This window comes from Celeribacter sp. PS-C1 (assembly GCF_019429625.1).
Classification (GTDB): Bacteria; Pseudomonadota; Alphaproteobacteria; order Rhodobacterales; family Rhodobacteraceae; genus Celeribacter.
In genome coordinates this window covers 1-23,573 of record NZ_JAHXRW010000008.1, presented here as the reverse complement: position 1 = coordinate 23,573, position 23,573 = coordinate 1, and the positions used below count along the sequence as shown (strand labels likewise).

The following is a 23,573-nucleotide window of genomic DNA, read 5'->3' as shown; positions in this document are numbered from 1 at the left end:
CATGGAACTCTTTGGATCTTTACAGGCGCTTGGGGTCGAGACGGGCACCTATATGATGTTCGGCATGCTGCTTTTGCTGCTGCTGACGGGTATCCCTCTCGCCTTCGTGACCTTGCTCGTCGCGCTCCTCTTTGCGCTCGGATGGTTCGGGCCGATGGCTGTGCCGCTCATTACGAGCCGTGTTTACTCCTTCGTGTCGAGCTTTGTCTTTGTTTCCGTGCCGATGTTTGTTCTGATGGCGGCAATCCTTGATCGGTCCGGAATCGCGCGCGATCTCTTTGATGCGATGAAACTCGTAGGCGGACGCCTGCGCGGCGGGGTTGCGATCCAGACGATCGTTGTGGCCGTTATTCTGGCGGCCATGTCCGGCATCATTGGCGGCGAGATTGTTCTGCTCGGTTTGATCGCGTTGCCGCAGATGCTGCGTCTGGGATACGACCGTCGTTTGGCGATTGGTGTCGTCTGTGCGGGCGGTGCGCTCGGGACGATGGTGCCGCCGTCCATCGTGCTGATCATCTATGGTCTGACCGCCAACGTCTCAATCGGCGATCTTTTCACGGCCTCGTTCTTTCCGGGGCTGATGCTCGCCGGTTTCTATGTCGCCTATGTGCTCATCCGGGCCTATCTCAATCCGTCGATCGCCCCCGCGCTGCCGGCAGACGACCACACGCCTATGTCGGAAAAGCTCAAGCTCCTGCGCGGGCTGATCCTGCCCATACTTGTGGTGATCGGCGTGCTCGGTTCGATCTATGGCGGGATCGCCAGTGTGACCGAAGCCTCTGCTGTCGGCGTGTTGGGGGTCATCCTTTCGACCATTCTGCGCAGAGAGTTCTCCTGGGCGCTCATGAAAGGGGCCGCACTTCAGACGCTTCAAACCGTCGGTATGATCGTCTGGATCGGGATCGGGGCCTCTGCGCTTGTGGGCGTGTTCAACCTGATGGGTGGTCTTGCCTTTATCCAGTCGCTGGTGGCCAATATCTCCGACAATCCGCTGCATGTGCTCCTGTTCATGATGGCGATCCTCTTCCTCTTGGGGATGTTCCTCGACTGGGTCGGCATCGCGCTCCTCGCCATGCCCGTCTTTGTGCCGATCATTGTCGATCTCGGTTATGATCCGGTGTGGTTCGGTGTTCTGTTCTGCATGAACATGCAGGTGAGCTTCTTGTCGCCGCCCTTTGGCCCAGCGGCTTTCTACCTCAAGTCTGTCGCGCCAGCAGATATCAGCCTCGGAGAGATTTTCCGGTCGCTGCTGCCTTTCATCGCGCTTCAGATTCTGGCTCTCGCGATGCTCATCATGTTCCCGGGTATCACCGGTCGCTGATCTGCGCGTCACAAGGCCAACTATTTGAAATGCCCCGACCTGTCAGGTTCGGGGCATTTTTTGTTGCATTTGGCGTGCCGCAACGCGGACGTCGGCAAGGATGTTGTGGAGTGGTCAATGAGAAATTAGGTCGCTCACACCCGACGTCGCGCTCTGCGAGTGATTGACAAAAATCCACACCTTCGGAGAATTAGGCAAGAATGAAGGTGAATCTTTCTACCTGTCTCGGCCTGCGGGAGACTATCTAACAGTCAACGCCGACACGACCGTCAGCGCGCCGAAATTGAAAGGACAGATCATGACCCTCACTCAAGACTGGGACAAAACCTTCGCGAAAAGCGACAAAGTCGACCACAGCAAAGTCACCTTTACCAACCGCTATGGCATCACGCTTGCCGGTGATCTTTACACCCCGAAGGGTGATGGTCCCTTCGCCGCCATCGCAGTCAGCGGCCCGTTCGGCGCCGTGAAAGAGCAATCCTCCGGCCTGCACGCGCAAGAGCTGGCAGAGCGCGGCTTTGTCACGCTTGCTTTCGACGCCTCCTACACCGGTGAAAGCGGTGGTGAACCCCGCAATCTCGCTTCGCCCGAGATCAACACCGAGGACTTTAGCGCCGCTGTCGATTTTCTTGGCCTGCTTCCCAATGTCGATCGTGAGCGTATCGGCATCCTTGGCATTTGCGGCTTTGGCGGTATGGGCCTGAACGCGGCAGCAGCCGACCCGCGGATCAAAGCCGTGGCAGCCACCACGATGTATGACATCAGCCGTATGATGTCTCAGGGCTACTTCGATAGCACCACGAAAGAACAGCGCATGGAAGGCCGTAAGTCGCTGAATGAACTGCGCTGGGCAGACGCCGAATCCGGCACGCCAGCCTACGGTCCGACCGCGCTTCAGAACCTGCCGGAGGATGCGCCGCAATTCGTGAAGGAATATGCAGCCTATTACACGGACGAAAATCGTGGCTTCCACGCGCGCTCGGTCAACTCGAACGCCTCTTGGACGCTGACCACGCCGCTGTCCTTCATGAACATGCCGCTCCTGACCTACATCGACGAAATCGCGCCGCGTCCGGTGCTGCTCGTCCACGGGTCCGAGGCGCACTCGCTCTACTTCAGCAAGACCGCCTATGAGAATGCGGCCGAACCGAAAGAGCTGTTCATCGTCGAAGGCGCGACCCATACGGATCTCTACGACCAGATGGACAAGATCCCCTTTGATAAATTCACCAGCTTCTTCTCCGAGAACCTGTGATAACTTTGTGGGGCCATCGTGAGATGGCCCCGCTGCACATTCTGGACACCCTGCCGATGACCGATAACGAGACACGAGACACACAGGCCCCGCACGCGAAACTCGCGGCGATGATTCAGGCCTATTGCGGCGAGGCAGAGGACGTGGCTTCGCCGATTGACGGGGTGAGTTTCTTCCGGCGCACCCGTCCGACAGAGCCCGACACGTGCCTCGTCGAACCCGCGCTTTTGGTCGTGGCTCAGGGCGCGAAGCAGATGATCGTGGACGGCGCGCCGCATCGCTATGACCCCTCCGGATTTCTGATCACCTCGCTGGAAATCCCAGGTCAGACCCAAATCATCGAAGCCAGTCCGGAGGCACCCTGTCTCGGCCTTGTCATGCGCCTCAATCAGCGCATGCTGGCGGAGATGGTCGCACGTGATGTGATGCCGCAGCGGCTGCAAACAGATCACGGCAGCGTCGCGGTCGGAACGGTCACGCCGCAGCTTATTTCCCCGCTGGAACGGCTTGTCGCTCTGGTGAACGAACCTGAGGCAATCCCCGTCCTCGCGCCGCTGATCCTGCAGGAAATCCACTACCGCCTTTTGTTAAGCGATCAAGGGGGGCGTCTCTGGTCTTTTGTGGCTGCGGGCAGTCCGAACCAGCGCATTCTCGCTTTGCTCAACTGGATGAAACTGAACTACGCCGAGCCGCTGCGCGTCGACGATTTGGCAGAGCGCGCGCAGATGAGCGCCTCGACGTTCCATCAGCGGTTTCGTGACCTGACGACGATGAGCCCGCTGAAATATCAAAAGTGGCTCCGCCTCACAGAAGCACGCCAGTTGATGTTGAACGATCATTTGGATGCCGCCAGCGCCTCCTTCCGCGTCGGATATGAAAGCCCGTCGCAGTTCAGTCGGGAATACTCCCGTCTTTTCGGCAATCCCCCCAAAAGGGATATCGAGCAGCTGCGTCTCGAGGTTGCGCACTGACGTGCACCGCTGCACGACACGTCAGTTCGAGCCAGCACTCGTTCTCGCAGTCATACTGTTTTGGCGTGGGTGTTAGATGGCCACAAGCAAACCGCCCATGAGAGCGGTTGCAACACAGGCGTAGCCAGCATCGATCAACGTGATCTGCCTGTCGCGGCGCTCGGCCAGATCGCGCAGCCAGAGCCAGGGGGCGATGAAAAACAGACCGATGCCCAAGCCCGCGATGGTGCCGAGCGGAATGCCAGTTGTCAGCCCCGACACAAAGTAGATGTGGCGCAGGAATCCGGCTGCGAGGATCATCACGGGAAGGGCCGCGACGGCAACTGTCCGGCGACGGTCGCCGCCACGCTCGGAGCCGAAATGCCGATACCACGCCAGTCCTAAGATCCAGGCTCCAAGGCCTGCGACGAGCACGTTGAGTATTCCCATGGTCTATCTCCTTGAACCGGCGGGGAGGGGGGCGGACCGTCAGGCGGCCCGCCTTTGCATGAAGCGTGCTATCATTCCCCTTCAGGGAAGTCTGCGGGTTCCTTCCGTCATATAAACCCATTTCAATCCGGAATAAGCGCTCTGCAGTCGAGACAATTTAACCTTGAGCCACGCCGCTGCTCATACAGTGGGGGCGGGGCGGCAACTCCGTGAGGCTTAAAGGGCAGGCATCCTGCACGTGTCGAGACCAGTTCTCTTCTGTCGATTATTATCATTTGCCGATTTTGCTTCGCGAACATGGGCTTTGGCACAGCAATTGCGATATCAAATTTCAGTAGATCTGTTGTCATTTGAAGAATGGCAGCGGTTTTGGAGGAGACACTTTAATGCAAGCAGAAAAAGTAGACCAAATGGTCGCTCGAAGCGCAGCGCCTCACACAGAGGCAAAACCCGAGCTGGTAAGGTTTGACGCGGTTTCGAAATCGTTTGGAGCTTTGCAGGCAGTGCGCGATGTTTCGCTCTCTGTCCGCGAAGGAGAGTTCTTGACGCTGGTCGGCCCTTCTGGGTGCGGGAAATCGACATTGCTCAACATGACGGCCGGATTGTTCGCCCCGACCGAAGGGACCGTCACCTATGGGGGCGTCCCCGTCGAGCCCTACAATCAAAAAGTGGGCTACATGACTCAGAGCGATCATCTGCTGCATTGGCGCACCGTGGCGCGCAACATTGCGGTGCCGCTCGAAATCGCCAAACTTTCTCGGGGCGAGATCCGTGACCGTGTCGATGAACTTTTGGATCTCGTTGGGCTTACGGGGTTTGGTGACCACTATCCGAGTGAACTTTCGGGTGGGATGCGCAAGCGCTGCGCTCTGGCAAGGCTGCTTGCGTACGATCCGGAAACGCTTTTGTTCGATGAGCCATTCGCTGCGCTGGATGCGCAATTGCGTCTCAAGATGCAGATGGAAATTCGCCGCATCGTGGCGCAGCTGAACAAGACTGTCCTGTTCGTGACACATGATCTGGACGAGGCCGTTGCACTTGCGGATCGCTGCGTTGTGTTTTCGGGACGTCCCGGAACGATCAGTGAGGTGCTCGACATTCCGCTTCCGCGCGAGCGCGATTTGTTCAGCATCCGTCACAATGCGCAATATGTGCAACTGACCGCGCGACTTTGGGATGAAATGGCGCCTTCGGCGGCCGCAGGGGAGAACTAAAACATGATCATGTTCATATCGAGATTGGGAATCCTCGCGGCATTCTTGGGGTTTTGGGAGTTCGCCTCCGGGAGACTGATTCAGAAATATCTGATCAGCACGCCGAGCGACATCGCGGCGACTTTCTGGGAATGGTTGCTGGACGGACGTATCTTTTTCCATGCCGGGATTACGGCGATTGAAGCGATTGCGGGCTTCCTGCTCGGGGCTTTCGTCGGCATGACGATTGGCTTGATCCTCGGGCGTGCGGAAAAGCTCGCTGAGCTGCTGAATCCCTTCATTATGGCCTTCTACAGTATCCCCAAAATTGCTTTGGCACCGCTGTTCATCATCTGGTTCGGGATCGGGATCGAAATGAAGATCCTGCTGACGGCGACGATTGTGTTCTTCCTCGTCTTCCTCAACACCTACACCGGTGTGCGCAGTGTGAGTCAGGAACTGGTAAACATCATGCGCTTGATGGGGGCCAATGAGCGCGATGTGATGCGCAAAGTGGTGCTACCCTCGGCCATCGTCTGGGTGTTTACGGGGCTGCGTTTGTCCGTGCCTTACGCAATGATCGGCGCGATCGTTGGTGAAATGATCGCGGCAAACCGCGGACTCGGCTACCTGCTGTCTCATGCTTCGAGCCAGTTCAACACCGCGGGTGTGTTCGCGGCTCTCGTTGCGATTATCACCATGTCGGTGCTGATGAATACCGGGGTCAGCCTTCTGGCGCGCATTTCGATGCCCTGGGAAAAAGCAAAACAAAAACGGGAAATCTCGATCTGAGTTCAATCGAGATACTCAGCGCCAAGGCCCGCACGTTCTTAAGTTTTTACTGTGCGGGCCACTGCGATTTCGCCGAGTTGGCATGCGAATTGCGCTTTCATTGACATGACATGAGCAAAAGCTCGGGGCGTTGCCCTAACGATCTCTCGTCCAGGTTCTCAACCTGGGCGCTCGGAGAGGGCTTGGCTTGTTTGGGAATGACCGCGTCACGCGATGAGCGTTTGGCAAGAGCAGATACGGCGTTGGGTTGAAAAAGTGTTCTGGGAGGAATGAAAATGACATTCAGCGAAATTACTTACGAGGAAGACGGTCCTGTCGGGATCATCACCCTCAATCGCCCCGACAACGGCAATATGTTCACGGAGACCATGTGCCACGAAATTCGGGACTGCATCGAGAAAATTCGGCGAGAGACTCGAACCCGCGTTGTCGTGTTGACCGGCGCCGGGGATCGCTTTTTCTGTATCGGCGGCCAGAAAGATGGCATGGAAAAGACCAAGCTCTATGCGGGCGTGTTGCCGACGCTCGAGATGTATGAAGCCATCGATAAGCTACAAAAACCGGTCGTCGCCAGCGTCAACGGTTTCGCAGTTGGGGGGGGCAATGTCCTCCAGATGGTCTGTGATGTGACCATCGCCAAGGAGAGCGCGGTCTTCCGTCAGGTCGGGCCGATGATGGGCTCCTTCGATGCCGGTTATGGCACATGGTATCTTGAAGATCTGGTCGGCAAGAAGCGTGCCAAGGACATCTGGTACACCAATCCGAAAATTTCCGCCGAGGAAGCGGCACGCATCGGCCTGATCAATCGGGTGGTGCCAGATGATCAACTTAAAGAAAAGACGTTGGAATATGCGCTCGAGATTGCCGAGCGCGGCGCGTTTGCTCTTGCCTCCATCAAAGGGGCGTTCAATGCGCGCCATGGCGGTGTCGGAGGCCTGTCCCGGGTCACGCATGATCTTTTGCTGAGCCAATATCTGGGCACGGAGGAGCATAAGGAGCTCAACACGAGTTTCAATGAGCGACGCGCACCGGACCCGTCGAAATTTGGTCAGTGAGGGCGCAGCATGAGACCCATTCTGACCTTACACGATCCTGCTGAAGCGCGCCGTCACTATGCGGCGGGGCATTGGTGCGACGAGACGTTCTACGATCTCATGGCCAAGCATGAAAAGAAGCGCCCGAATGCACTGGCGCTCAGGGACGGTCGGCAGTCGCTTGATTGGGAGGGGCTGAAGGCACGTGTCGACGCCATGGCGGATGACCTGGCGGAGCGCGGGATCGTGGCCGGGGATCGCGTGTCGCTTTGGCTGTCAAATCGTGTGGAAGGTGTGATCGCATTTCTTGCATGTTCGCGCGAGGGTATTGCGTGCAACCCGTCATTGCACCGGACCTATACATGCGCGGAAATCATCGATCTTTTGACCGAACTTGGCAGCAAGGCGCTTGTCACTGAGGCCGGATGGGGCGCCGACCGCGGGCATTGTGATTTCGACGCGATGCTCTCGGAGTTGCCGTTTCTGGAAAAAGTCTACACGCCTGAAAAGATGCCGAGGCACATCATCACCGTTGAAAGACGGGTTCATGATAATCCGGACAGCGTGGCCTATCTCGCTTTCACCTCCGGGACGACCGGAAAGCCGAAATGCGTCATGCATTCCTGCAATACGTTGTTGGCAAATGCGCGCGATCTGGTGCGTGACTGGGCGTTGGACGAAGAGGCGGTGATCCTCACGCTGAGCCCTTTGTCCCACCATATCGCTTGGGTGGCGGCGGCGCAGTGGCTTGTCTGTGGCGGACAACTGGTGACCGATGATGCGCCAGAAGGCATGTCTCGCTTTGATTGGGTCGTGGAGACGGGGGCGACATATGTGTTGGGGGTGCCCACACATGCGATGGATATTCTCGCTGCGCAGAAACGTGCGGGCGCGGAACGGATCGGTCAGGTTAAGTCGTTCTACATGGCCGGATCGCCGATCCCCGAGATCGTCGCGCAGTCTTTTCTGGATCAGGGCATCGCGCCGCAAAATGTCTATGGCATGACGGAATGCTCCTCACATCAGTATACGCATCCGGGAGACACGCTTGAGGTGATGATCTCCACTTGCGGACGAGGCGGTGAGGCCTACGACGTTCGCATCTGGGACCCGGAAAATCCGGATATGGAAGTGGCGCAAGGACAATCCGGGGAAATCGGCGGACGTGGTGCGGCGATGATGCTGGGCTATTTCGCGAACCAGAAGGCGACCGAAGAGACGTTCAACCAACATGGCTATCTCCTGTCCGGAGACCTCGGTTTTTTCGATGAGCATGGTCATCTCCATATCGACGGTCGGATCAAAGATCTGATCATCCGTGGTGGCCATAACATCTACCCATCCCGGATCGAAGCGCTCGCCTTGACACATCGCGCTGTCGAAAAAGCGGCGGCCTTTGGCGTCGCTGATGATCGCCTGGGGGAGAAAGTCTGTCTGGCCGTGATCGGAGATCTGTCCGCTGATGAGATGTTGAGCCATCTCGCACGCGAAGGTTTGTCGAAATTCGATATGCCGGAATGGTTTCTGGCGGTGCCGGAACTGCCGCTGACGGCCAGCGGAAAAATCCTGAAGCGTGCGTTGAGCGACATGGTGAGGCGCGGAGAGATCGAGCCGGCTCCCGTGAGATATATCGAGGAGAAAGTCACATGAGCGTTGAACTCGAAAAGAACGGTGACATTGCCATTTTGCGGTTGAACCGCCCCGAAGCGCTGAATGCGCTGTCCTTTCAGATTTTGGAAGAGATCGGATCGGCCATCGACGATGTTGCCCGCATGAGTGATGTGCGTGCTCTGCTCGTCACAGGTGCCGGTGACAAAGCGTTTTGTGCAGGCGCGGACATCAAGGAGCTTCGCAACCGCTCACTGATTGCCCAAAAACGGGGTGCGGAGCTTGGCCAGACGGTGTTTGCCAAGCTCGACGCCCTACCGATTGCCTCCGTCGCTCTGGTGAACGGCTATGCGTTTGGGGGCGGGGCAGAGTTGGCTCTGGCCTGTACCTTCCGCTTGGCGTCTCAGGCGGCGATTTTCGGGCTCCCGGAGATTAAACTCGGTCTGATACCGGGCTATGGCGGGACCCAACGCTTGCCGCGCCTCATCGGTGAGGGGCGTGCTTTGGAAATCATCATGACGGGCCGCAATGTGAACGCGGAGGAAGCCGAGCGGATCGGCTTGGTCAACGCAGTGGTTGAGGGCGATCTGATGGAGGCCGGGATCGCGTTCGCGCATCGCTTCACGCGGTACAGTCTTCCTGCGCTCGAATTTGCCCGCTGTGCTGTGCAGAGGGCGCATGAGTTGCCTCTTGCGGAGGGGCTCCGTGTCGAGGCGGATCTGTCGACCCTCGCCTATCAGACCAAAGACGCCGAAGAGGGCATGGCTGCCTTCGAAGAGAAACGTAAACCGGAGTTCAGGGATGAGTGAGGGGCAGATTATCGTGACAGGCGCCTCCAAGGGCATTGGGGCGTCGATCGCACAGGAGTTGCAGGGGCGCGGCTATGAGATCGTATGCCTGTCCCGTTCGGGGGGCGGGCCTGTCGGGCACCAGATCCAATGCGACATGACAGACGAACAGGCTGTTAAGGCGGCTTTTGCGGAGGCCGCAAAGCGAGGGCCGATCATCGGTCTCGTGAACAACGCGGGCGTCCATATCGGTGGCCCGATCGCATCGCTGACGGTCGAGAGTTTCAACGAGACAATGGCGCTGAATGCGACGGCTGTAATGGTCGCGGCGCGGGAGGCGTATCCCTATCTCAGGGAGGATGGCGGGACGATTGTGAATATCGGGTCGTTCTTTGACAAACTCGGTGTTCCTGACAACCTCGCATATTGCGCTTCGAAAGCGGCGGTCGCGGCAATGACGCGCTGTATGGCTGTGGAATGGGCGCGCGACGGGATCAGGGTCATGACCGTCGCCCCCGGCTACATCGAAACGGATTTGAACCGCGACTACCTCGCGAAAGAAAAAGTCAAAGCCTGGATGGCCAGCCGTATTCCGGTCGGAGCCCCCGGTAAAGCAGAAGATGTCGCCCGTCTGGTCTCCGCGATTTTTGCAGAGAAGATCGGCTTTCTGACCGGAGAGACCATCTACATCGACGGTGCGCAAGGGATGAACCACTGATGAAGCTACTAGAGAAAATTGCGCGAGAACGGCATTGGAACGACGAGGAACGTCAGATCCTCGATCAAGTGCAGCGCATGGTAGATGACATTATCTCTCCGAACGCCGAGCAGGTGGATGCGTCCGGCGAATTCCCTTGGGAAAACGTCGAAGCGATCAACGCTCTGGGATTGAATGCTGTCTTCATCCCGGAAGCCTTCGGTGGCATGCCGCTGTCCTACAAACTCTATCTCGAAATCGTATCGATTATCTCGGAGGCCTGTGCGTCGACCGGAATCATCTATGCGACGAACTACCATGGCATGAAGCCATTGATCGACTTCGGAAGCGACGAACAGAGAGAGCGGCTCTTGCCACAGATCGCCGAGGGAGGCCTTGGAGCCTTGGCGATTACGGAGCCATCGGCGGGGTCTGACGCGACCGGCATGAAGACGTCGTTCACACCTGATGGCGATGACATCATCGTCAAGGGCAACAAGATCTTCATTACCAACGGAGATGTTGCAGACCGGATCTTGCTGTTCGGGAAATGGTCCGAGATCGAAGACCCGAAGAAAGCGATCTCCGTACTGATTGTCGAAAAAGGAACCGAAGGTTTCAGTGTCGTCGGCAAGGAGAAGAAGATGGGTCACAACGGTTCATCGACCTGCGCTCTTGCGTTCGACAACATGCGTGTGCCGCGCGCGAACCTGATCGGCGAGCCAGGAGATGGCTTGCGTATCCTTCTGGCCTCTTTGAACAAGTCGCGTCCTTCGGTGGCTGCGCATGCGCGTGGTATTGCCCGCGCCGCGTTCAAGGACATGGTTGCCTACAGCAATGAACGCGTTCAGGGCGGCAAGAAGATTCTGGATTTTCAAGGCAATCAGTTCACCCTTGCGGATCTCGCTTGTGAATTGCTCATGGTGGAGCGCTGGATCGACTATGTCGCCGATCTGGTGGATGGCGGAGAAACGGATTTCGGGATGGAGGCATCGGTCGCCAAACTGCGGGCCACCGATCTCTCGATGAAGATGGCGACGGAATGCGTCCAGTTTCTCGGTGGGTATGGCTATTGCCGCGATTATCGTGCGGAGCGTCTGATGCGTGACGCCAAAATCACTCAGATTTGGGAGGGAACCAATCAGGTTCACCGCCAGCTCATTGGACGGAGTTTTATCAGCAAATGACACATATCAGAAAAGTTGCAATCTGTGGTGCGGGTGGAACGATGGGAGCGGGTATTGCGCTCGTCGCGGCGCGTGGGGGCTGTGAAACCCTATGCTTCGATCTGTCCGAAGAGGCGCTTGCGCGCCAACATGAGGCGGCTCGAAAATTCTTTGAGGCCTCTGTCGCAAAGGGTCGCATGAGCGAAGCGGAGGCCGATGCGGCTCTGTCGCGTATGACATCCACCACCAGTCTGGAGGACCTGGCCGATTGCGATATGGTGATCGAAGCAATCTTTGAGAACCTCGATGTCAAAAAGGACCTCTTCGGCAAGCTGAATGGCATCTGCAAGGAGACAACGATCTTTGCTTCGAACACCTCCACGCTTTCGATCACCGAGATCGCGGGCGGCTCGGGGCGCGATGATCGCGTGGTGGGGATGCATTTCTGTCTGCCTGCTCAGGTCATGAAGCTGATTGAGATGTCGCGCGGCATCAACACGTCTGGTGAGGTGTTTGAGGCGGCCTGGGGCTGGACCGAGCATGTCGGGCAACTGCCCGTCGAAACGCAGGACAAGCCGGGCTTTATCCTGAATGCGCTTTTGGTGCCGTTCAACAATGATGTCATTCGTGCCATTGAGGCCGAGATCTGCACGCCCGAGGATATCGACGTCGCGATAAAATCGGGTCTCGGCTATAAGATGGGGCCCTGTACTCTGCTCGATCTGATTGGTCTTGATACACAGGTTCGCCTTGGCGAAGCGTTCTATCCGATTACTTTGGACAAGCGTGCATCTGTGCCGCCGCTTTGCCGCCGGATGGTTGCCGCCGGGCGGCTTGGCAACAAGTCCGGTCAGGGGCTTCTGAGTGGGACTACGCGTGCAAAAGCGACAGAGGCCCCAGCCTACAGCATCTCCTCAGACCGAGAGAGCCGTTCCTTCCCGGCGGGCGATGCCTTCTTGTCCGGAGGGGCGCAAAATGCAGAAATTTCGATCTGTCTTGGCGGAGCGTTTGTCGCCGACGATACAAAAACTGCCGTTTTGGTCGAGCTCGATATGGAATGTCTCGGCGTACATACGGGGGAACATATGGGCCAGGAGGGGTCAAATGCGGTCGGTTTCGCGCGCTATCGCAATGGAGATGACGCGCCCTCCAATCTGATTGAATTGGTCGTCCAACCAAACACAAACGCAGACGCGATCGCCGCGGCACGGGCCGTGTTCGAAGTTGCCGGCTTTGATGTTGTCCAGTGCAAGGATTTGCCCGGTCGTATCGTGGATCGTCTCCTACGCCCTAAATACAATGATGCTTTGCGCTTCTTGGATGAAGGTCTGGCGCAGGCCGAAGATATCGACAAGACCTGCCGTTTGGGGCTCGGGTATCCCGATGGTCCGATTGAGCGGGTGACGCGCGGCGGGCTTGCGCGGCACCACGATATTTCGCTCGCGATCCAAAGCGCGACGGGAGATATCTCCTATGCCCCTGCCAGACGCGCCTGTGTCGCGAAACAGCGTGAGGCTGCACAGTGAAGGCTGTTGTCGTTTCGGAATTCGGCCCGATTGAAAGCCACACGTTCGCAGTTTGCCCCGATCCGATTTGTGGGCCGAATGACGTGATCGTTGATCTCGAAGCAAGCGAGGCCAACTATCCCGACATCCTCTTTGTGGAGGGTAAATATCAGCGCAAACCGGACCTGCCCGCAGTTCCCGGCATGGGCGGAGCTGGGCGCATTTCCGAAACCGGGGCAAATGTGTCAGGGTTTTCCGTGGGACAGAAAGTCTTGGTTCTGCCGGATCAGGGCACATTTGCGGAACGCGCGCGGGTCCCGGCGGCGCATTGTATTGCGGTGCCTGAAAACGTGCCTTGCGATGTCGCGGCGGCTTTCGGGTTGGCCTTCCAAACGGCCTATTTTGCCTTGATAGAACATGGCCGATTTCGGGTCGGAGAGACGGTAATGGTCCTCGGTGCAAAAGGTGGGGTTGGCTCGGCCGCGATACTTTTGGCCAAGGCGCTCGGCGCGGCGTGTGTTGTCGCGGTGACCCGAGGGGCTGAGGGCCGAGAGGTCGCGCTGGCTTGTGGTGCCGATGCAGTTATTGACGCTTCGGACACGGATTTGCGCGACAGCTTGCGCCGTGAGGTTTACGCGGCAACCGATGGCCGGGGTGTCGATGTGGTGATCGATCCTGTGGGCGGCGCGATTTCAGAAGCCGCCGTTCGGGCCATGGCTTGGGGCGGGCGGCTTGTCATCATTGGTTTCGCATCGGGCGGTTTTCCTGTGTTCAAGGGCAATTACCTTTTGTTGAAGGGGCTATCTGTTACCGGTTTTCAGTGGACAGAGCACAGGGATCGAGAGATCGAGCGCGTCAGGGCGGCGCAGGCCAAGATCTTCGATCTGTGGTCTGCCGGGCGGCTTTCCCCATTGATTTCGAAGCAGTTGCCACTCGAGGACTTCAAACAGGCTTTAAGTGCTCTGCAAGACGGCCGCGCACAGGGAAAGATCATACTCTGCGCGACGGGTTAAGCAGGCCGCTCGCGCGTTGGACTTCTGGCGTCGATCATCGTAATCAAAATGGTCGGCTCTCGGGGAGGAAGTAGCATTGGAACTGCGCCATATCAGATACTTTGTCGCGGCTGCGGAAGAACTGCATTTCGGTCGTGCGTCCGAGGTGCTTTCGGTCACCCGTCCGGCGGTCTCCCAAACCATTGCTGATCTGGAACTGGAGCTGGGGGTCAAGCTGTTTGACCGTCACGCGCAAAAGGTGTCGCTGACGGCGGCGGGTGAGACCATGCTCAAACATGCGAAGGTTATCCTGCAGGATATTGCGGCGGCTGTGCAGACCACCAAACGCGTTGGTCAAGGCAAACAGGGCACGCTGACGATTGGCTATGGCTCGCTCGGTTTGCGCCATCCGATGTTTCGAGAGGCGGTCAAGAAAATGGGGGCGCTCTATCCCGACACTGATCTCATTCTCTTGGAATTGCAAAGTAGTCTGCAGATCGAAGATATCCGCAACGGAAAACTCGACGCTGGTTTTGTCTGGGTTGCACAAGATCCTTCAATGCACACGATTTCGCTGCCGGGATCGGAAAGTATCAGCGAGTTCAATTCTGTTTTGCTCGAAGAATGTGGCATCGGGGTCGCGATCCCCCAAGATCATCGTTTGGCGGGAAGTGAGACGCTCGCACTCGCTGATCTTAGCCAAGAAGGATTCATCATTGTGGGCGGGTCTCTCGTGAACCCATATTTCCCGTTTCAGCCCAGGATCGTTCAGCAGGTGTCCAACATTGCCATTCAGATCAACCTGATCTCTGTGGGCATGGGGGTGGGGCTGGTCGTGATGTCGCCAAGCTTGCAATATCCAGATGACATACAGGTCATTCCGCTTCGTGATCTCAGCTACCGAAGCCAGCTTCGCCTCGTCTGGCCCAATGACGCCTCGGAAGCCATCTTGCAGAATTTCGTTGGTATCGTTCGCGAACTGCTCCCAGCGGAGTGAGCGGAAGTGCACGCCTGTCATGTGTCTTTCGCCATCGCGAAACCTACCAGCCCCGTAGGGACAAAACAGGTTTGAACATATGACGCACCATAAGAAGAAAAGCCGTACGATCGATTTTCTGCACGAAGAGGTGCCGGAATATGGATCCCCCGTGACGGTGCTTGACGGGGTTCGTCGTATCGTGGCCCGCAACCCAAGTGTCATGACATACCACGGGACCAACACCTTTCTTGTCGAGGCCGCCGGCGGAGACATCGTGATTGATCCGGGTCCCGACATCGAGGCACATGTGGATGCTATCGTCAGTGCAACCCAAGGGAAGGTCAGCGCGATCCTCGTGAGCCATGGCCATGGCGATCATGTGGGCGCAGCGAAGCGCTTGCAGGAGGAAACGGGTGCTCCGATCCATGCTGCAAGTCTACCACCTGTCGCAAACACTTTGACGCCGGATTTGCCGTTGTCGGATGGGGGTCGTATTGGCGATCTATCCGTCATCGCCACGCCGGGCCATACTCGAGATCACTTCTGTTTCGCGCGTCTGGATGATGGGCTGCTGTTCAGTGGTGATCACGTTTTGACTTGGTCCAGCAGTATCGTGTCTCCGACACATGGCGATATGCACGACTATATGCGCAGCCTAGAGCTTCTTATCGCACGCGATGAGACGCATTTATTGCCGGGGCATGGGCCGATGAAGGTCGAGCCGAGGGCGTATTATGAGGGGCTTTTGAACCTTCGACAGAGGCGCGAGGACGCGGTTCTGGCCGCACTCTTGAAAGGCCCGCAAACCCTGCCGCAGCTGGTCCGTCGCATTTACCCGCATCAAACGCATGAAAAGGCGATTTGGGCGGCCGGCCAAAATCTCGTGGCACATCTGAGCAAACTGGTCGCCGAAGGACGGGTCGGCGAGAAAGAGCATCAGGTCTGGCATTTGCTAGAGTGAGGCAGGTCCAGTCTGCCAAACTGCGATATTGATATCGTCAGTTGTAGTCACACAGGGCGTCCACAAGAATTTTGACACTGTCCAAAGTGTCGATGTTCCAAATCCTGTCGAGAATGCTGGATTTTCCATGGTCGCTGAATGTCTCTGGCCAGAGCCCATCGAACTTTTGCACCAATTCCTCATCACTCATGGGGTTTTCGACGTGCCCTTTGGGTTGCAAGGTCTCCGAGGTTTCAATCTGTCCGGTGCGGGTTTCGACGGTGATACGCGTGCGGGCTTGTCCCGGATAAAGCGCCGAAAATGCCTCTGAGGATCGCACCTCAATTTTTGGCAGGAAGTCCTGCAGGGCAGGGGAATTCAGGCTTTCCTCGTCATAATCCGAGGGTCGCAAATTTCCTGTCATGAAGACGGTGCCAACCACATAGGGGATGCTGTGATCAGCCGTTTCACGGTTTTTGGGAGCCCAGCGACTGCCGTCATTCCCCATAACCAAGAAAGCGGCATCATAGGTTTCAATACGCACAGTTTGGATGTCTTCGGGGGCGAATTTGCCTGTCAGGGCCATGGCTGCATCAACAGCCGATTGTCCGTGGTAGCAGACCGGATAGGCCTTGAGGTGCGTGTCCAGAATGCGAAGCCGCTGTGCTCCTTCGGAACCGAACTCGAAAGGCCCAGTGATATGTTTGAGGCCGTAGGCGCCGTCGAATATCGCGCTTGGACCGGATAAGCCTTCGGCGGCCATTTGCGCGGCAAAGACGCCGTTGCGGGCGGCATTTGGGCCGGCGATGGCTTTCCAATCTGAAAGCGCGCCTTGGCGGACGTTGTAAAGATTGACGTTGGCGCCAAGGGCGAGAGACAGGGCCTGACCCGTCTGTTCTTGATCAAGATTCAACAGGTGGCTGGCCCCTGCCGCGGCTCCGAGTGCGGCGGCGGTTGATTGATCGATCCCGGATTTTTGAAAAGCGACGGCATCGCAGAGCTGACCGTAAGCCTCATAGGCGGCCACGATTGCGGTGATGAGAGTTTTTCCATCTGCCTCGAGGGTTTCCGCCAGAGCGACCAGGGCAGCAATCATGTCGCTTGGGTGACCCGCCGCTTTGCTCAGGATCGTATCGCTCAGGTCCAAATATCGAACCATCGTGCCGTTCGCGAGACCCGCAGCGTCCAATGTGCTTTCGGCCCCGGTAAACCAGACACGCGCTGGCGGAAGCCCTTTTTCTCGGCCTGCGAGGTCTCGCATTGTTTGGCTTAGCGGGTATTGGAATGCGCCAGCGGCGCAGCCGACGCTGTCCAGAAGACGTCGCTTTGTTTCGTGAATGACCTCCGGTGAAAAATCGTCAAACCGCAGGGTTGAGATTGTCTCGGCCATACGGCTTGTCGTTTTGTCCATGGATCAAACCTTCTTGGCGTCGCTTACGAGAGGGCGCGAATGATGTGGGTGGCGTCGTTCAGGTTCTCGAGATCCTGAATCATGTCAACGGCCCGGTCGATCTGAGCGTTCTCCAACGGCTTATGCGAGAAAGAGGCAGCTTCGCGGAATTTTTGCACAATATACTCCCAGTCCATTGGAGCCTCGGATTCTCCCGGCACTTGATCCCCGATCCGTGTGAAGGTGCGCCCATCCTGTGTGATGACGGAGACGCGACCGTAGGGCAGTTTCCCGTCCCAGTCACCGGACGGATCGGGTTCCGCGACGATTTTGGATGCGACGCTCAAAACGTCCGTGTTTTCCAAAGCGTCTTCCGTGAAATCACTCAAACCAACCGTGCCGCGGACGGCCGCGACGGCGACGCAATAGGGAATGCTGAACTTTGCATCGACGGGAACTTTGGGGGCGCGTCTGTCTTCGATCGGAGTGCAAAGCCGCTCCTGAAAATCTCCGACATGGACTGTGATCTGTTTGAGATCGTCGGGTGTGAGCCCTTGTTCTTTCATCAGGCAGGACATGGCGTGAATGTAGGAGTGTGTCAGGCCGCAGGATGGCCATGCCTTGAATTGAACCGCATGCCCCGTGAAATTTGTTCCGAGATCTGCGAGCATCGCGTCGCGATCGTATTTGCCGTCTAAATAGGTCGCGAAGAAACCCGCCCGACCTTCCATCATCGATCCGGGCCCGACAATGCCGCGCTGGGCCATCAATCCGGCAAGGGTCGCCTGTTTCGATACGAAGCCGGCATACATGCCACGCAAATCGCTTCCGGTCCCATATGCCAGTTCCATGGTTCCGGACGCTTGATGGCCGGCAATTCCAATCGCACTGACAGTTTGGGCGTGGTCGAGTTTGATTACGCGTGCGCAGGCCGCCGCCGCGGAGAGGCCGCCGATGATTGTGGTCAGATGCCAGTCCTGTTTCCAGGAGACATTGCGGCGAATGCGCAGGAACATGTCTTGGGCGATGGCCGTTGCGGCAATCATTTCCTTGCCGGACACGGCACCTGCGCGTTCCGCGAGTGCGAAAGCTGACGGCACGATGGAACTGCTTGGGTGATGACCTTCCGGCGCATGGTCGTCGAAATCCAAACAATGCGCCATCGCGCCGTTTGCAAAGGCCGCATTCAAGGCCGGCACTTTGCCGCCGAAGCCAAGCATCGTGGCTTCTGGTGTGCCGCCCATTTCCAACGTCAGATCAGATATGGCGCCGATTTTTGGAGTGAGGGAACTCGCGGCGATGATCACACCGAGCGTGTCCATGATGCTCTGTTTCGCGCGGTCGCGAGACTCTGCGTCGATGTCATCATACTGCGTTTCGGTGACCACTCTGGCGAAGTCGTAAGATATATCTGCTGTGTCAGTCATGTGCTTTTCACTTCGGTCGCAAGGACAGGTTTAGGACGGGCGGCGTTTGTAGAGCATTTTGACGTCCATTTCCTGTACCGTCTCGCCTTTTTGATTTTTGAATTCACGTTTCATCGAAACCACCCCTTTGTCGGGTTTGCTGGTCTCGTTCTTTGCGACGACGGTGAGTTCAGCATGGATGGTGTCACCGTGGAACACGGGTTTGAGCATGCGCCAACCATCAATCTGCAGCAAGGCAATGAGGGTTCCATCGTTGATACCAGAGGCATATTGCAGGCCGCCGACAATCGAATAGACCAGTGGGCCATGTGCAATCGGTTCGCCGAACTGCGTCTCCTTGCAATATTCCCAGTTGGTATGGACTTCATTGAAGTCCCCGGTCAGGCAAGCGAAGTTGACGATATCCGTGGAGGTCACGGTGCGTTTGGGGGTGTAAATCGTCTCTCCGACTTCGAAATCTTCCCAGTATTTTCCTCGAACCGGTGCGGTCATTTGATGTCTCCTCGTGGTGTTTCTGTGCCGCGCAGATCGCTTCGGATATGTCCTGTGGACTTCCGGTTTGTGGACGGCGTTTGTGGATCTTCTTCAGGCCAGTGTCAGGCCAATTGGAATTGTGGCAGGGTTTCGTCGTCGGCATCTGTCTGAAAAACGACTTTGACCTTCGCGCCGATTGCAACGTTGAGTGCATCCTCCCCCACGAGGTTCGTCAGCATGCGAGGGCCTTCCTCGACGAGGATTGCGGCGACGACATAGGGGACTTTGTCGCGGAGTTGGGGCAGCGGAGCGCGACGTACGATGGTGTAGCTTTCCACTTCTCCCAGTCCGGAGCTTTCAGTCCAGCCAAGATCGGCTTCCCAGCATGAGGCGCAATGGTGGCGCGGTGGGAACTGGATTTCGCCACAAGATGCGCATTTTTGAAAGATCAGACGTCCTTCCTGAGCGGCCTTCCAGTATTCCATGGAGTCGCCGTTGGCATAGCGGGATATTTCGGTCAAAGGTGTCACTCCTCCAAAGTCGGCGCTCTGTTTGAGCGCGGATAGTCTGATGTCTGCGTCCCATAAGGTCCCATCGCTTGGCTCACTCAGGCAGCTCGAATCTGTGAGATGCGTCGGCGCGCAGGATATCTTTGGAAACTTCAGGCATGTTTTCGTTCAGGTTCAGTTGGCTTAAGCGGAGAGGCGCAAGTCCTGTGCCAACTTCGCGCGCGTTCATGCGAAATTGAATTTTGCTTTCGCCCTCTTTTCGCGGCGGCGTTGGGGAGAGGATGGAATGCGCATCATGTCGCGGTATTTGGCCACTGTGCGGCGCGCGACCTCGATGCCTGAGGACTGAAGTTGCGCAACGATTGCGTCATCTGAGAGCACCGCCTCCGGTTTCTCCGCATCGATCAACTGTTTGATCTTATGCCGGACAGTTTCCGAAGACTGGTCTTCGCCGCCGTCCAGAGAGGCCAAAGAGTTGGAGAAGAAGAACTTCAGCTCGAACAGCCCATGCGCGGTCATCATGTATTTGTTGGCAATGGCCCGGCATACGGTGGATTCATGGACGCCTGCGGCCGCGGCGACATCCTTCAGGCCGAGCGGTCGCAAGTGCTCCGGCCCGTCGCGCAGAAAGCGATCTTGTTTGCGGGCAATTTCCGTGGCGATTTTCAGGATCGTCTGGGCGCGTTGGTCGAGGTTCTTTGTCAGCCAACCCGCATTTTTCATACAATCGACGACAAACCTTTTGTCCTGCTCGTTCAGGCGCTGCGTTTTGATTTCTGCATAATATTGTCTGTCAACGAGAACACGCGGGAGCAGAGCGCTGTTCAGCTCGACGGTGACCCGACCGTCTCGCGTCCGGTTGACCAAAATGTCTGGATAGGCGGAAAGAGTGGGGCTGTCGTCGAATTTGCGACCGGGTTTCGGGTCGAGCGTGCGAATTTCTTTCGCCATCTCCAGGACGGCGTCCCGGCTCGTTCCGGTCAGGGAAGCCAGACGGGAAATGTCGAATTTTGCGAGGAGATCGATGTGGTCCAACATGATTTCCATCTCAGGACGAAGTTTGCCGAGATCTTCGAGTTGGATCTTCAGGCATTCCCCCAAATCCCGGGCGCCAACCCCCGCCGGATCGAAGCCCTGAATGACTTTCAGTGTCTTTTCGATTTTCTCTGCATCGACACCGAGCATAGGAGCCAGTGTCGTTGTCTTTGCGCGAAGATACCCATCACCATCAAAGTGCTCAATCAGTTCCGCAGCCAGTCTCTGGTCCGAGAGATCACGAAAGGCAAAGCCGATCTGGCTGAGAAGATGCTCGCGTAGGGTGGTCTTCGCGGGGCAGGTGGCCTCGATAACATCGATGGCATCGCGAATGTCATGCGATTTGCGACTTTGGCCTTGTGAGGGGCGGGCACCAAGGCTGTCGCCTCCGCTTTGCATTGCATGCGTTTTTTCCGTCGCAAAAGTGGACCCTGGCGCGTTTGTCGCTGTAAGCCTCTCCGTCTGACCTTTGGCTTCGGTCGGCGGCTCCGGCATCGCGTCGGTCGGGTTTGGCAGCTTGAGGTTGATCAGCGGATTTCGCTCGGCTTGATCTTCGAGATAGGACGACAGTTCGCCGTGGCTGAATTGAAGAATTTTCAACGACTGGATGGTCTGCGCTGAAATGTGCAGGCTTTGCTTCTGCTGAAGATGAAGGTTCCGTTCAAGTAACATGGCAGTCCTCCCTTACTGCTTGAAATGTTGGACATGAGTGCGGGGCCTATCAGCGCGCTGGCGGATCCTGGCCCTGCTGTCTCCAGGCGCGTCGTCGCACATGGAGAGATGCGCCGCCCCGTAATCGCGCTTCTGAGTTTGTGTTCATTTTTTGGACATTATTTTGTTGACTTGACTTCAAAATGGACATTTTATTGCGCTGAATGGAGGCTGTTCCTCGTTTCGGGGCGCAAAATTGGAGGGATCTATGGGACGAACGGAGTTCGCAACGGCTAGTAGCCATGTCGGAGTTGCCATCGTAGGCACGGACGGACAGGTGCTTGCGGCCTTGGGAAAGGCGGAAGATCCTCGCATCCAGGCGATGGTGTCCGACGAAGACTGGATTGCCCAAGCGCGTGAAAAACGTATCGTTCCGATGCTGTTTGCCGATGCAAAATGCATCGCTCATGTCGCGCCCGTTTCCGGTGGCTATATCGTTCTGCTTTCGGATGAACCCGGTGAGAACGTTCTGAATTTCGTCCTCAACGTCGATTTTGCCTACGACATCATCGAACACATTTTGACGGATCCCTACGATGCGATGGCCGTGGTCGATGCGAAGGCGAAGCTGGCCTATATTTCGCCCGTTCATGAAAAGTTTTTCGGATTGCGCGCGGGCGAAGGCCTCGGTCGCCCTGTGCGCGACGTGATCGAGAACACGCGCCTGCATCATGTCCTCAAAACGGGCATCGCCGAAGTCGGTCAGATTCAAAAGATGGGCAGCCGTGAGCGGGTGGTGTCGCGCCATCCCATTCGGCGAAATGAAGCGATCGTCGGCGCGATCGGTCGCGTCATGTTCAAAGGACCCCAGCAGGTTCAGGCCATGGCCCGCCGGATCAATGTGCTCGAGGCTGAGGTCGAGACCTACAAGAAGCACACCAAAGAAATCACCCAGACGGATAAAAGCGAGAGTTTTCTGGACGCGATTATCGGCAAAAGCCCCGCCATTCAGTCTGTTCGCCAACAAATCCGCAAGATCGCGCCGCTGGACATTCCCGTTCTTATTCAAGGGGAAAGCGGAACAGGGAAGGAGCTTGTTGCACGCGCGCTTCACATGCTGAGTGCGAGACAAGATGCGCGATTGGTGACCGTGAATGCGGCGGCGCTTCCTGAATCTCTCGTCGAAAGTGAGCTGTTTGGATACGAGGCCGGATCGTTCACCGGCGCCGCGAAGAAGGGCAAGGCTGGCAAGTTCGAGATGGCTGACAAAGGAACCATCTTTTTGGACGAGATTGGAGATATGCCATTGGATGTTCAGTCCAAGCTTCTCCGCGTCCTGCAAGATCGGGTTGTCGAGCGTGTCGGCGGGGACAAGCCCAAGCATGTCGATTTCCGCCTGTGCAGCGCGACCAATCGCGATCTTGAGGCCTTCGTGGATCAGGGGAAATTCCGACTGGACCTGTTTTACCGGATCAGCCCGATTGTCATCAGATTGCCGACCCTTGAAGAGCGCATTGAAGACATCCCGCTCTTGGTCAATCACTTCGTTCGAGAGATCGCGGAGCACCACAATCGCACGGTTCCCGAGGTCGATATCGATGTGACCCACTATTTGATGGATCAATCCTGGCCGGGCAATATCCGGCAACTCCGCCATATCCTTGAGCGCGCTTTTGTTTTTGCGGAAGAGGGGCGTCTCTCGGTCCGCGACTTTGAGAATGGCGGGGCCATGATGGGGGAGGGTGATAAACCCGATCTGCAGGGAGGTCCGCGAACGCCGAGCAAGTTGAAAGGCGCGCTGGATGATCTCGAGCAGAAGTTGATCGCTGATGCTTTGGCGCGGTTCAATGGCAACAAAAAGAAAGCCGCTGAATACCTTGGCGTTTCCCGATCCTATCTCTACACGAAACTGGATCTCTGAACGGTCCATAGCGGGCGGACGGTGACCTGGCCCGCGTGCCGCTCCTATGGGCGCGCGGGGTTTCACAGGGCCTCCAGAGCAATGGCGATGCCTTGACCGACGCCAATGCACATGGTCGAGAGCGACTTTTCACCCGGCTTCAGCTCCAGCATCGCCGTGCCGGTGATCCGGGCGCCGGACATGCCCAGCGGGTGGCCGATGGAGATCGCGCCGCCGTTCGGGTTCACGCGCGGGTCGTCGTCGGCGATGCCCAGATCGCGCAGCGTGGCGAGGCCCTGCGAGGCGAAGGCTTCGTTCAGTTCGATCACCGCAAAGTCTTCCTGCGTGAGACCGAGACGGGCCATCAGTTTCTTCGACGCGGGCGCTGGCCCAAAGCCCATGATCCGCGGTGCAACACCGGCGGCGGCCCCGCCCAGCACCTTGGCGATGGGTGTCAGACCGTGCTTTTCGGCGGCGTCTTTCGAGGCAAGGATCAGCGCAGCCGCGCCATCGTTCA

21 protein-coding genes and 1 pseudogene are annotated in these 23,573 nt (G+C 57.3%); 15 read left to right on the top strand and 7 right to left on the bottom strand.

The genetic code is table 11. The features are described from left to right. Position 1 precedes the first annotated feature (1 nt). The 3 genes from J5Y17_RS12520 to J5Y17_RS12510 all read left to right on the top strand — a co-directional run bounded on the left by J5Y17_RS12520 (position 2) and on the right by J5Y17_RS12510 (position 3,547). Positions 2-1,321 carry a TRAP transporter large permease subunit gene (locus J5Y17_RS12520; protein ID WP_219785598.1) on the top strand — a complete coding sequence of 440 codons (1,320 nt, stop codon included), beginning with the start codon at positions 2-4 and terminating at the stop codon, positions 1,319-1,321. Positions 1,322-1,619: 298 nt separating this feature from the next. After that, positions 1,620-2,576 (top strand): alpha/beta hydrolase, encoded by a 957-nt coding sequence (locus tag J5Y17_RS12515; RefSeq protein WP_219785597.1) that lies wholly within the window; start codon positions 1,620-1,622, stop codon positions 2,574-2,576. A 23-nt stretch (positions 2,577-2,599) separates the two neighbouring features. Next, positions 2,600-3,547 (top strand): AraC family transcriptional regulator, encoded by a 948-nt coding sequence (locus J5Y17_RS12510; protein WP_219785596.1) that lies wholly within the window; start codon positions 2,600-2,602, stop codon positions 3,545-3,547. Between the two features lie 72 nt (positions 3,548-3,619). On the opposite strand, the gene J5Y17_RS12505 is transcribed toward J5Y17_RS12510, so the two are convergent. Beyond that, complete coding sequence (locus tag J5Y17_RS12505; protein WP_219785595.1) at positions 3,620-3,976, bottom strand: DUF1761 domain-containing protein; 357 nt, start codon at positions 3,974-3,976, stop codon at positions 3,620-3,622. Positions 3,977-4,362: 386 nt separating this feature from the next. On the opposite strand from J5Y17_RS12505, the gene J5Y17_RS12500 reads away from it, so the two are divergent. From J5Y17_RS12500 to J5Y17_RS12450, 11 genes are all read left to right on the top strand, one after another. Further along, positions 4,363-5,190, top strand: a complete 828-nt coding sequence (locus tag J5Y17_RS12500; protein ID WP_370628942.1) for an ABC transporter ATP-binding protein — start codon at positions 4,363-4,365, stop codon at positions 5,188-5,190. Between the two features lie 3 nt (positions 5,191-5,193). Then, positions 5,194-5,961: an ABC transporter permease gene (locus J5Y17_RS12495; protein WP_219785593.1), complete on the top strand. Its 768-nt coding sequence runs from the start codon at positions 5,194-5,196 to the stop codon at positions 5,959-5,961. A gap of 275 nt (positions 5,962-6,236) precedes the next feature. After that, complete coding sequence (locus tag J5Y17_RS12490; RefSeq protein WP_219785592.1) at positions 6,237-7,016, top strand: enoyl-CoA hydratase-related protein; 780 nt, start codon at positions 6,237-6,239, stop codon at positions 7,014-7,016. Between the two features lie 9 nt (positions 7,017-7,025). Next, positions 7,026-8,645: a class I adenylate-forming enzyme family protein gene (locus J5Y17_RS12485; RefSeq protein ID WP_219785591.1), complete on the top strand. Its 1,620-nt coding sequence runs from the start codon at positions 7,026-7,028 to the stop codon at positions 8,643-8,645. Continuing rightward, positions 8,642-9,412, top strand: coding sequence for an enoyl-CoA hydratase/isomerase family protein (locus tag J5Y17_RS12480; RefSeq protein WP_219785590.1), 771 nt, complete (start codon positions 8,642-8,644; stop codon positions 9,410-9,412). Before J5Y17_RS12485 ends, J5Y17_RS12480 begins: the two co-directional genes overlap by 4 nt. Then, positions 9,405-10,109 carry an SDR family NAD(P)-dependent oxidoreductase gene (locus tag J5Y17_RS12475; protein ID WP_219785589.1) on the top strand — a complete coding sequence of 235 codons (705 nt, stop codon included), beginning with the start codon at positions 9,405-9,407 and terminating at the stop codon, positions 10,107-10,109. The genes J5Y17_RS12480 and J5Y17_RS12475 overlap by 8 nt, the downstream gene beginning before the upstream one ends. Then, positions 10,109-11,275 carry an acyl-CoA dehydrogenase family protein gene (locus J5Y17_RS12470; protein WP_219785588.1) on the top strand — a complete coding sequence of 389 codons (1,167 nt, stop codon included), beginning with the start codon at positions 10,109-10,111 and terminating at the stop codon, positions 11,273-11,275. The genes J5Y17_RS12475 and J5Y17_RS12470 overlap by 1 nt, the downstream gene beginning before the upstream one ends. Next, positions 11,272-12,780 (top strand): 3-hydroxyacyl-CoA dehydrogenase NAD-binding domain-containing protein, encoded by a 1,509-nt coding sequence (locus tag J5Y17_RS12465; protein ID WP_219785587.1) that lies wholly within the window; start codon positions 11,272-11,274, stop codon positions 12,778-12,780. The genes J5Y17_RS12470 and J5Y17_RS12465 overlap by 4 nt, the downstream gene beginning before the upstream one ends. Continuing rightward, positions 12,777-13,772 carry an NADPH:quinone oxidoreductase family protein gene (locus J5Y17_RS19320; RefSeq protein WP_219785586.1) on the top strand — a complete coding sequence of 332 codons (996 nt, stop codon included), beginning with the start codon at positions 12,777-12,779 and terminating at the stop codon, positions 13,770-13,772. The genes J5Y17_RS12465 and J5Y17_RS19320 overlap by 4 nt, the downstream gene beginning before the upstream one ends. 76 nt (positions 13,773-13,848) lie before the next feature. Further along, positions 13,849-14,748, top strand: a complete 900-nt coding sequence (locus J5Y17_RS12455; protein WP_219785585.1) for a LysR family transcriptional regulator — start codon at positions 13,849-13,851, stop codon at positions 14,746-14,748. Positions 14,749-14,827: 79 nt separating this feature from the next. Further along, positions 14,828-15,691 carry an MBL fold metallo-hydrolase gene (locus tag J5Y17_RS12450; RefSeq protein WP_219785584.1) on the top strand — a complete coding sequence of 288 codons (864 nt, stop codon included), beginning with the start codon at positions 14,828-14,830 and terminating at the stop codon, positions 15,689-15,691. A 37-nt stretch (positions 15,692-15,728) separates the two neighbouring features. On the opposite strand, the gene J5Y17_RS12445 is transcribed toward J5Y17_RS12450, so the two are convergent. From J5Y17_RS12445 to rpoN, 5 genes are all read right to left on the bottom strand, one after another. Beyond that, a complete protein-coding gene (locus J5Y17_RS12445; protein WP_219785583.1) occupies positions 15,729-17,081 on the bottom strand; it encodes an MmgE/PrpD family protein in 1,353 nt (450 codons plus the stop codon). A 23-nt stretch (positions 17,082-17,104) separates the two neighbouring features. Next, a complete protein-coding gene (locus J5Y17_RS12440) occupies positions 17,105-18,487 on the bottom strand; it encodes an MmgE/PrpD family protein (RefSeq protein WP_219785582.1) in 1,383 nt (460 codons plus the stop codon). Between the two features lie 30 nt (positions 18,488-18,517). Beyond that, a complete protein-coding gene (locus tag J5Y17_RS12435) occupies positions 18,518-18,979 on the bottom strand; it encodes a MaoC/PaaZ C-terminal domain-containing protein (protein WP_219785581.1) in 462 nt (153 codons plus the stop codon). A gap of 104 nt (positions 18,980-19,083) precedes the next feature. Beyond that, positions 19,084-19,482, bottom strand: coding sequence for a Zn-ribbon domain-containing OB-fold protein (locus J5Y17_RS12430; RefSeq protein ID WP_255572068.1), 399 nt, complete (start codon positions 19,480-19,482; stop codon positions 19,084-19,086). Positions 19,483-19,695: 213 nt separating this feature from the next. Beyond that, the gene (gene rpoN / locus J5Y17_RS12425) at positions 19,696-21,177 is read right to left on the bottom strand and encodes an RNA polymerase factor sigma-54 (protein WP_219785580.1); all 1,482 of its coding nucleotides are present in this window, start codon (positions 21,175-21,177) and stop codon (positions 19,696-19,698) included. A 247-nt stretch (positions 21,178-21,424) separates the two neighbouring features. Here rpoN and J5Y17_RS12420 point away from each other — a divergent pair, with 247 nt between their 5' ends. Beyond that, the gene (locus J5Y17_RS12420; RefSeq protein ID WP_219785579.1) at positions 21,425-23,077 is read left to right on the top strand and encodes a sigma-54-dependent Fis family transcriptional regulator; all 1,653 of its coding nucleotides are present in this window, start codon (positions 21,425-21,427) and stop codon (positions 23,075-23,077) included. A gap of 62 nt (positions 23,078-23,139) precedes the next feature. On the opposite strand, the pseudogene J5Y17_RS12415 reads toward J5Y17_RS12420, so the two are convergent. Next, positions 23,140-23,573: pseudogene (locus J5Y17_RS12415) on the bottom strand (3-oxoadipyl-CoA thiolase); the annotation flags it as partial.